This window comes from Mesorhizobium sp. M5C.F.Ca.IN.020.32.2.1 (genome assembly GCF_004023105.1).
GTDB classification, from domain to species: Bacteria; Pseudomonadota; Alphaproteobacteria; order Rhizobiales; family Rhizobiaceae; genus Mesorhizobium; species Mesorhizobium wenxiniae.
Map to the genome: position 1 here is coordinate 1 of NZ_RZSX01000177.1, position 8,861 is coordinate 8,861.

7 protein-coding genes and 2 tRNA genes are annotated in these 8,861 nt (G+C 59.4%); 3 read left to right on the forward strand and 6 right to left on the reverse strand.

The window, feature by feature from the left end:
• A partial coding sequence (locus tag EOA86_RS11560; protein WP_164891686.1) for an SDR family NAD(P)-dependent oxidoreductase occupies positions 1-754 on the forward strand: 754 nt, incomplete at its 5' end.
• Between the two features lie 450 nt (positions 755-1,204).
• The gene (locus EOA86_RS11565; RefSeq protein WP_128341743.1) at positions 1,205-2,320 is read left to right on the forward strand and encodes a hypothetical protein; all 1,116 of its coding nucleotides are present in this window, start codon (positions 1,205-1,207) and stop codon (positions 2,318-2,320) included.
• 35 nt (positions 2,321-2,355) lie between these two features.
• Here EOA86_RS11565 and nadE read toward each other — a convergent pair whose 3' ends face one another.
• From nadE to EOA86_RS11590, 5 genes are all read right to left on the reverse strand, one after another.
• Positions 2,356-3,363, reverse strand: coding sequence for an NAD(+) synthase (nadE, locus tag EOA86_RS11570; protein ID WP_095521687.1), 1,008 nt, complete (start codon positions 3,361-3,363; stop codon positions 2,356-2,358).
• Positions 3,360-4,907 (reverse strand): AMP-binding protein, encoded by a 1,548-nt coding sequence (locus EOA86_RS11575; RefSeq protein WP_128341744.1) that lies wholly within the window; start codon positions 4,905-4,907, stop codon positions 3,360-3,362. Before EOA86_RS11575 ends, nadE begins: the two co-directional genes overlap by 4 nt.
• Before the next feature lie 22 nt (positions 4,908-4,929).
• The gene (locus EOA86_RS11580; protein WP_128341746.1) at positions 4,930-5,190 is read right to left on the reverse strand and encodes an acyl carrier protein; all 261 of its coding nucleotides are present in this window, start codon (positions 5,188-5,190) and stop codon (positions 4,930-4,932) included.
• 17 nt (positions 5,191-5,207) lie between these two features.
• Positions 5,208-7,145 carry an asparagine synthase (glutamine-hydrolyzing) gene (gene asnB, locus EOA86_RS11585; protein WP_128341748.1) on the reverse strand — a complete coding sequence of 646 codons (1,938 nt, stop codon included), beginning with the start codon at positions 7,143-7,145 and terminating at the stop codon, positions 5,208-5,210.
• A 563-nt stretch (positions 7,146-7,708) separates the two neighbouring features.
• Positions 7,709-7,784: transfer RNA gene (locus EOA86_RS11590), tRNA-Val, on the reverse strand.
• Between the two features lie 215 nt (positions 7,785-7,999).
• Between EOA86_RS11590 and EOA86_RS11595 the strand changes: the two genes are divergently transcribed.
• A tRNA-Asp gene (locus EOA86_RS11595) sits at positions 8,000-8,076 on the forward strand.
• A 92-nt stretch (positions 8,077-8,168) separates the two neighbouring features.
• On the opposite strand, the gene EOA86_RS11600 is transcribed toward EOA86_RS11595, so the two are convergent.
• Positions 8,169-8,699: a DUF1003 domain-containing protein gene (locus EOA86_RS11600; RefSeq protein WP_128341749.1), complete on the reverse strand. Its 531-nt coding sequence runs from the start codon at positions 8,697-8,699 to the stop codon at positions 8,169-8,171.
• Positions 8,700-8,861: the final 162 nt, after the last annotated feature.

Genomic DNA, 8,861 nt, shown 5'->3' on the forward strand with positions numbered 1-8,861 from the left:
AGACAAGGTCGCTCTGATCGTCGGCAGTGCGCGCGGCATCGGTAAGGGCATCGCACAGCGCTTTGCCGAAGAGGGCGCGAAGCTGGTCCTGGCCGATACCGAGGTCGAGGCCGGGCAAGCGGCCGCGGACGAGTTCGGCGCTGTCTTCATCCGCACCGACATCTCGCAGCTGGTCGATGCGGAGGCCGCCGTTGCGCTGGCGCTCGACCATCACGGCCGTCTCGACATCATGGTCCAGAATGCCGGCATTTATCCCTGGCAGTTGCTGGAGAACACCAGTCCGGAGGACTGGGACCGCGTCATGGCGGTCAATTTGCGCGGCACCTTCAATGCCGCCCGTGCCGCACTCGTTCCGATGAAGGCACAGCACTTTGGCCGCATGCTGTTCACCTCCTCCATCACCGGCCCGCACGTCACCAGCCCTGGTCACGGCCACTATTCGGCGACCAAGGCCGGCATCAACGGCCTGATCCGTTCGGCCGCTCTCGAATTCTCGGGCTATGGCATCACCGTCAACGGCGTCGAGCCCGGCAATATCCTCACCGAAGCAATCAAGCTGCATCGTGGCGCCGCCTATATAAAGAACATGGAGGACTCCATACCGCTCGGCCGCCTCGGCAGCCCGCGCGACGTCGCCAATGCTTTCCTGTTCCTGGCCTCCGACGACGCCAGCTACATCACCGGCACGACTATAATCGTCGACGGCGGGCAGCTGCTGCCCGAAGGCAAGGATTTCCGGCTCCTTCCGCCATGATCCTCGATTTCGGCGCCGGTTTTTTCCTGCACCGGGCGGCAGATCATGCAGCACTTGCCATGGTTCGTCTCAAGAACGGCGGCGCGGGCAAGGATCGTAGCCAAGCGACCTGGCTTCGCGCCGGAAGCTGCAGGCTGAGACCTCGCCAGACGTGCCGCGGCGCCGAGGAAACAAGGCGTGAGTCGCGTCGATAAAACTCGATTCGCTATCAATACTTTAACATCGGTTTACCCGAAGTTGGTAACAGCAACGACGCTCGTTTTCATAATCAAGCAAAGGGCCTACCTTGCCGCAGCATTTCAGCTCTCCTTTCGGCCATCGGAGCGATTGCAACTGGGCGAGATCGCACCGCCATGAACACCTGACGGTCGCCGCGATGGCCGATGGGAAGCCTGGCGTCGCCATGGTCCGGACACGCGGTGGACGGGACTCCGGTGGCGGGAGCCGGGCTTGAGCGTCATTCGCGCCCTGGAAGGTGCCGATCTTCCGGCAGTCGCAGGCATGTTTCAACGCGTGCTGCGCAAAGAGCGGACCGAAGCGCCGGCCTCGCTCATCGAATATATGAGACGGTTTTATCTGGAGGCGCCCGGTTGCGGAGGCGATCTCCGGTCGCTAGTCCATGTCAACGACGCCGGCTGCGTCTCCGGGTTTGTCGGCGTTCACGCATTGCCGATGCAGTTCAACGGCCGGCAATTACACGCCGCCATTTGCAGCTCGCTCATGGTCGAGGATCATGAGCGCGATCCGATGGCCGGAGCCCGGTTGTTAAAAGCTTACCTGGATGGTCCGCAGGACATCTCTTTCAGCGAGACGGCCAACGACATCTCCGCAAGGTTGTGGACACGGCTGCGTGGCGTGGTCCTGCCGCAATACAGTCTCGACTGGGTACGCGTGATGCGGCCGTCGAGCTTTGTGCTCAGCCTTTCCGCCAGTCGCTTGAAGCTTGCCCGAATGCTCAATCCGTTTGCGCATGCCATCGACCGATTCTATTGCAGGCGAATGAGGTCCAGCGAACGACGCTGGTCCGGTGTGGCGCCGGACGGGGCAGGCCATGGCGCCCTCCGGACGTCGGAAATCGACAGCGGCACATTTGCCAAGCTCGTCGAACCGTTGACCGCCCAGTTCGTCCTGCGCCCGGAGTGGGCGGAAGGCCAGCTCGATCACATCCTGGCCGATGCGGCACAAAAGCCGGAAATGGGCGAGCTTGTCTTCGTTTCCGTGACATCGCCAGTCGGCACCAATGTCGGCGCATTCGCCTATCACGCACGGAAAGATGAAATCGGTCGCGTGCTGCAGATCCTCGCCCTTCCCGGCCAGGCGGGTTCGGTGATCGACTGCCTGATCGATCATGCCGCCGTACGCGGCGTCAGCGGCCTGCGCGGACGGATTCAACCCGCACTTCTAGAAGCAATGCTTGGGCGGCGCATAGCTTTCCTAACTGTTGCCTCGACCGTGGTGCATTCACGCGATCCAGAGCTTTTGGATGCCATGAAGAACTCGCAAGCTTTCCTGAACGGGCTTGCGGGTGAGCAGTGGAGCCGGCTGATCGGCGGCCGCTTCACCTGAAGTGCGGTTTAGGACATGGCCCGATTCGAAGCAGGTCAGGTACCGACTTCCTCGACCTCATCAACGAGTTGCGGGCGCAGGTGCAGATAGCGCGTGGCTTTTCGCTTGGCGGTGATATCGGCCCAGACGCGTTCCACTTGTGAGGCGTCTAGTCCCGCCGCCTGGCCGACCACTTCGGCCGCTACGCCTTTGTTGAGGCCGAAAAGGCAAATATCCATCCGATCATAGGGAAGCGAGAAGTAGAACTCCTCCTGCGTCTGCGCCAGCGAGTAGGTATCGGTGGTCGGCGGCCGTTTGCGGATTTCCTCTGGAACGCCGAGATAGGCCGCCAGCGCATAGACCTGCGTTTTATAGAGATGTGCGATCGGCTTGACGTCAGCCGCGCCGTCACCGTTCTTGACGAAGAAACCCTGATCGTATTCCAGCCGGTTCGGCGTTCCAAGAACGGCGAAGTTCAAGCGATCGGCATGATAATATTCGATCTGTTTACGAGTGCGCTGTTTCATGTTGGTGGCGGCGACGACACCGAGATAGACCGGCAGCGGCATTCTTATTTTCGTCTGCTTGCCCTTGGGATCCTGCACCACCAGCGACGAAATATTGTAGCCTTCGCCCTCAAGCGCGTTCGCGATCACGATCTTCGAGGCCCAGCCTTCGCCATATTCCGGGACCAGTTCGCGGATGAAGGCGTCGCGACGCTCATAGCAGCCCATGGCGCGCAGAGCCGGCCCGATATCCTCCACAATGGCCTCGACACCGAAATTGTCGGCGACAAGGCGGCCGAGCCGCAGACTTTCCGGATCGGAATCGTTTTCCGGCATGAACAGACACAATACATTCTGAGGCCCGACGGCTCGCGCGGCCAACGCCACCGAAACGCTTGAATCGATCCCACCCGAAAGACCGAGCGTGAGACCCCGCTTGCGAATACCACGCAACTGCTGGCGCAAAGCGGTGACGATCCTGTCCGTTTCGGCGGCGGGGTCGATCGCCAGGGCCTGCGCCAGAATGGTCTGGGCGTCGTCGCTGGGGCGAACACTCATTGCGCGACCTCCATCATCTCTGCAGCAAGCCGGCGGCTGACCTTGCCCGTATCCGTTTTTGGTAATTCCGAGCGGAACTCGATGACCTTGGGGACCATGAAATCCTCAAGATGACGTGCGCAGTGGCGCATGACATCCTTTTCGCTTAGCTTCGGGTCCGAGCGTATCACGAGTGCGCCGATCGCATGCCCAAGCATCGGATCCGGCACGCCGACGACAACGGCCTCCGCGATGCCCGGATGGGCGTGAAGCACGGCCTCCACCTCCTTCGGGGCCACCTTCTCCCCCCGCGTCTTTATGATGTCGTCCTTGCGCCCGACGAAATAGAGAAAGCCATCCTCATCGGTCCTGAACAGATCGCCGGTATAGAGAACCTTCTCCCAAGGGTTTGGGCCAGGCCGCAGGGCCCGTTCGGTTGCTGCTTCGTTGCGCCAGTAACCCTGCATGACGTGCGGTCCGCGAATGACCAGTTCACCCGCTACGCCTGGCGGCACGCGTTGCCCCTGGTCGTCGACGACAAAGGCTTCGGTGTTCGGGATGGCTATGCCGACCGACCCCGGCCGGCGATCGAGCTCCTCGGGCGGCAGGTAGGTGCAGCGCTTGCATTCCGTCAGGCCATACATCGAATAGAGGCTGACACCGGGAAAAAGGAAACGCAGACGTTCTATGTGCGCCTGCGGCAAGGCCGCTGCCGTATTCGAAATATAGCGAAGGCTGGGCAGGAAGCTTGGCGTCAGGTCACGCATCTGCAGGACCATCGCCGCCATAGTTGGCACGAGCGGAAGACCGGTGACGCCCTCCTCGCGGATACGTTCAAAGACTGCTTGAGGAAAAGCGAAGGACTTTTCGAGCACCAGCGTGGCGCCGAGCCTGACGGCCATCAGCAACTGATAGAGGCCATAGTCGAAGGCAAGGGGAAGAACATTCAAAATGATGTCGTCTGGCGAGTTGCGCAGATAGGTGGTGATCGAGTCCGCGGCCGCGTCGCAATTGCGGTGCGTCATCATCACGCCCTTGGGCCGGCCCGTTGAGCCTGAGGTGTAGATGAGCATAGCCAGATCGACGTCGATGCCGCCGTGGTCGATCTCACTGGCTTCGAGCGTCAGGCAGTCCGCTAGGGATGCAGCCCCTGCCGGGCATTGGCCATCGGTACCAGCGGTGGAAGCCACGAAGATGCCGGTCTCGCCGCTCGATCCGCACGCCTCAGCGACCACGGGCATCAGTTTTGCCTGCGTGAGGATCGCGGCAGCGTCGCAATCGGCGATGATGTAGGCAAGCTTTTCAGCCTTGGTGGATGAGTTGATCGGACTGAACGTCGCTCCTGCCTTGAGGACGGCGAAAATCGAAACCGCGGCCTCCCAGCAATTGTCCATGAAGATCAGGACCCGGTCGTTGCGCCTGACGCCATTCACAAAAAGGGCGGCGGCCAGGCGGCTCGAAAGATCGTCCAGTTCTTCGAAGCTCAGCCTTTTGTCCTTGGTGATCAATGCCGTTTTGGCGGGATGGGCAGCGGCCTTCGCGGCCAGGAAATGTTCGATCCGCATGGACGCTCCTCGCCGCGAGCACCTACGCTGCCCGCGCCTTTGCTCTCGCACTGATGAAGGATGAGAGACGTTCAATCGAATCCAGATTGGCCGGTACGACGTCGGAATCGACCATCGCTATGCCGAAATCGTCTTCGATGAATGCCACCAATTCCAGCACGGCAGTCGAGTCGATGATGTCGTTCTCGATCAGCGAGTCTGTATCTGCAAGCTGGTATGACGTGTCGCCGAACAGGAAGTTGTCGACGATAAAAGTTCTGACCTTATCCTTGATTGTAACCATTTTCTTTCCTTCCATTCTCAGGCTGCTCGTGCCGCACCGACCTCTTGGCCGGTGAAATTTCTCTGCCACAGCTGCGTCGACAAAATGCCGACGAAGGCCGCGTTGTCTCGAAACCCAGATACTGGCTGCGTGCGGCATTTCTCATGAAGGTTTGCCACCGCCTTGGCGTTGAATAGACCGCCGGCAGCGATGCTCGCTTCGCTCAAGCAGTTGCGGACGTAATCCAGTTCTCCGGCTCCAACAAAGGAGCTGGCGTCCGGGGCTCGGTAAGGTTGTTTGGTCCGCTCTCGGATCGGCGTCGGAAGCAGGTGCTTGGCTGCCTTGCGAAGTATGTGCTTTTCCACCAATCCCTTCAGCTTCATCTCCGGCGGTAGTCTTGCCGCGAATGCCACCAAACGAGGATCGAGGAAAGGGAAACGTCCTTCGATCCCATGCGCCATCGCCATGCGATCGCCTTGGCTGGAGAGTATATAACCCGGCAGGAGGAAGCGGGTTTCGAGATATTGTGCCTGATGCAGTGGATGCCACAGGGAAAATGCTTGGGGCAGCTGGCTGACAAGGTCCTCAGCCGCGTCATAGCCCTTCAACGTCGCACGCAGGTCGCCGGAAAAGAAAATCTTCGCCGCCGCCGTGGTCTTGAAGCGCGGCCGATGCGAGAACAGCGGATCGTCGAGCGCAGTGTTACCGGCGCCGAAGAACGCAGCCAGGTACTCCACTGACTGCTGCTGCAGACCCAGCAGATAGGGATAAAGCCTGCGGAACAGCTGTGGCCTCATGCGCGATGCCGGCTGCCGCCCGCAGAACCGGCGAACACGCGCTTCCTTGAAGACATCGTAGCCTGCGAAGACCTCGTCGGCGCCCTCGCCAGTCAGCACTACTTTCAGGCCAGCCTGGCGAACGAGGCCGGATAATTGATAAAGGGGGGCCGGGGCCGTGCGGATGATCGGCCGCTCGGCAAAGCGGATGACTTCAGGGAAGACACCGGCGATATCGCCGGCATGGCAGGCAATCGTTCGATGATGGGTGCCAAGTGCTGAAGCCATCTCCGTCTGGAAGGCGCTTTCGTCGTGCTCGGCGCTGTCGAACGTCACGGAAAATGTCTGCAGCTTGAGAGGAGTCATGCCGGCGGCAAGCGCCGAGACAAGGGACGAATCGAGCCCGCCCGAAAGATAAGAACCGACCGGCACGTCGGCGCGCATGCGAAGCCTCACCGCATCGGTCAAAAGGGCCTGCAGTTCCTCGGCCGCATCGTCCTCGTTCGTGACCGTCGACGGCGCATCCCGATGCGGATAGTCGAGGTGCCAATAGCGTTTGACCGTGACTTGCCCCTGAGTCGCGATCATCACGCTTGCCGGCTCCAGCTCATGGATATTTCGGAAAGCCGTGCGGGGAGCGATCGGCGCCCACAGCGTAAATATCTGGTCGAGTGCAATCGGATCGATTTCGGCTGAGACGCCGGGGACCTTCATGAGGGCTTTGATCTCCGATGCGAAGTAAAGCACGCCGTCCTTGTTCGTGTAGAACAGCGGCCGGACACCCATCCGGTCTCGTGCAAGCACCATACGCCGACGTCTGTTATCCCATATCGCGAAGGCGAAATCGCCGTTCAGAAGCGGCAGGCAGTCTTCGCCCATCTCGTCATACAGGTGCAGGATGACCTCTGTGTCGCTCGACGTACGGAAGCGCCGGCCCTTCGCTATCAGCCCTTCGCGCAGTTCCAGGTAGTTGAAAATCTCGCCGTTGAACGCAATGGTCAAGTTGCCCGATACATCGGACATCGGCTGCTGGCCATCACCGATCCCGATCACGGACAGCCGCGCATGCCCGAGCCCAGCGTCGGGTGTTACAAATTTCCCTTGCTCATCCGGCCCGCGATGGGCGATCGCAGCTATCATGCGCGCAAGCAAAGCTTCCGCATCCCGGATCGAACCTAAATAGCCCCCGAATCCGCACATTACCTAAGACTCATATATCAGCGAGGTACGAAACATAACCGCAATAGTTTCCTCAAGCGTTAACCGGATAACCTCGACTAACACATGGTTAACAATAATTAAAAAACAAAGGTAATTTTTTAGATTTATTATATCATCCAGATAGAGAAGTAGATTTCAACGCTAAACGCAACTTTCATTCGAGCAATGGCGGCGCAGTCGCGTTGCCGCCCATGGGCCGGCTCAGTGGGTCCGTCACAGATCGCTTGTTCGCTCGATGGATTTTGCAATCCCGAGCCGCCCGATCTAACCGGGCAAACGTGCAGAAACCAAAAGCGCTCAGTCTGCCCCGAAGTCAGCGAGCGTCCGTCGATCTGCTCACGTGCAATCTCGGACGCGCTGATATCCAATGAAACGGCGGAGATGTGCGGAGGGAAACGAGGGGTATTTCCGCCGGCTCAACTGGAACCCGGAGGAGTCATTCAGGGTCCAGTGCTGCCTGACGCCATCGCCGTTTTGACTTGCCTCCGAGTTCAATGAACCCGGAGATAACTTCGTCTTCTGGGCGGAACTTATTGATTTTATGGTGGGCGATGACGGGCTCGAACCGCCGACATCTTCGGTGTAAACGAAGCGCTCTACCAACTGAGCTAATCGCCCGCTCCGGGCCGGACCTTTAAGCAGTTAGGACGGGGTTCGCAAGGCCAAATGAGCGCACGATGCCCTCACCGTTGATCGTTTTCGGCAACAAAATTCGGCTTGTCAAAAAACCTTCCCCTGTTTGCTGTTATGCTGTCGCGCTCCGCTTGACACCCGGTGGCTTACGCCTTATCCACCGCCCCAACGACGAACACGGCTGACCGTGCTCGTCTTGCGCGGGTGTAGCTCAGTTGGTTAGAGTGCCGGCCTGTCACGCCGGAGGTCGCGGGTTCGAGCCCCGTCACTCGCGCCATTTTCAATCACTTAGCTGATTGGAAATGAAAAAAAGTCTGAATGCCGGACCGGCAATTCGGATACTGGTGTCGAACTGGCACTCGATAAATCCTAGCGCTCGGTCTGATTTTCAGAGACCCGTTCGATTTGGCTCATCACCGCTTGAGGATCGACGTTCTGAGCTAGCTGGGGCAGTTCGTCATCTGCTGGCGTCGGTACCTTCAAACGCTCCGTCAGAGCGGACATCATTTCGATCAGTCGCGTGGTTTCATGCTCGTTGAGCAGGCTGATTTGCAGATTCAGCTCAGCGCGGCGCTCGCTGAGCTCAGCCATTCTGTTCTGGTTGATCAGTACAAAGGTAGACAGGAAGATCGCCTCAACCGAGGCTACCATTGCCAATATCACGAAACTTGGGTCCCAGGGCGGAATAGCCGGGATCGCCCCAACGTTCAGCGCAACCCAGACGATCAGGATTGCAAGGTGCAGATACACGAATGCCATGCTCCCCGCGAAACGGGAAATGACGCCGGCAATTCGATCTTGAAACGCCCGATGCTGCTCCTGCTCTCGTCGATGGTCAACCAGAGCCTGAATGTTGTTGTGGAGGACCGACTGCATGTCGGCGGATTGTGGCGCGGCCATGGACATCAAGGCCCGACTTGAAGCGCTAGAGGCGCCGGGGTTTTCCCGACAAACTTGCCAACGAGACCAGCCATTTCCGAATTCCTTTCCCGAATTTTCGTCCAGGAACGCGCAAGACTTGCAGTGATTTATTCACCCGTTTCGTCGGCACCTCCGTGGAAG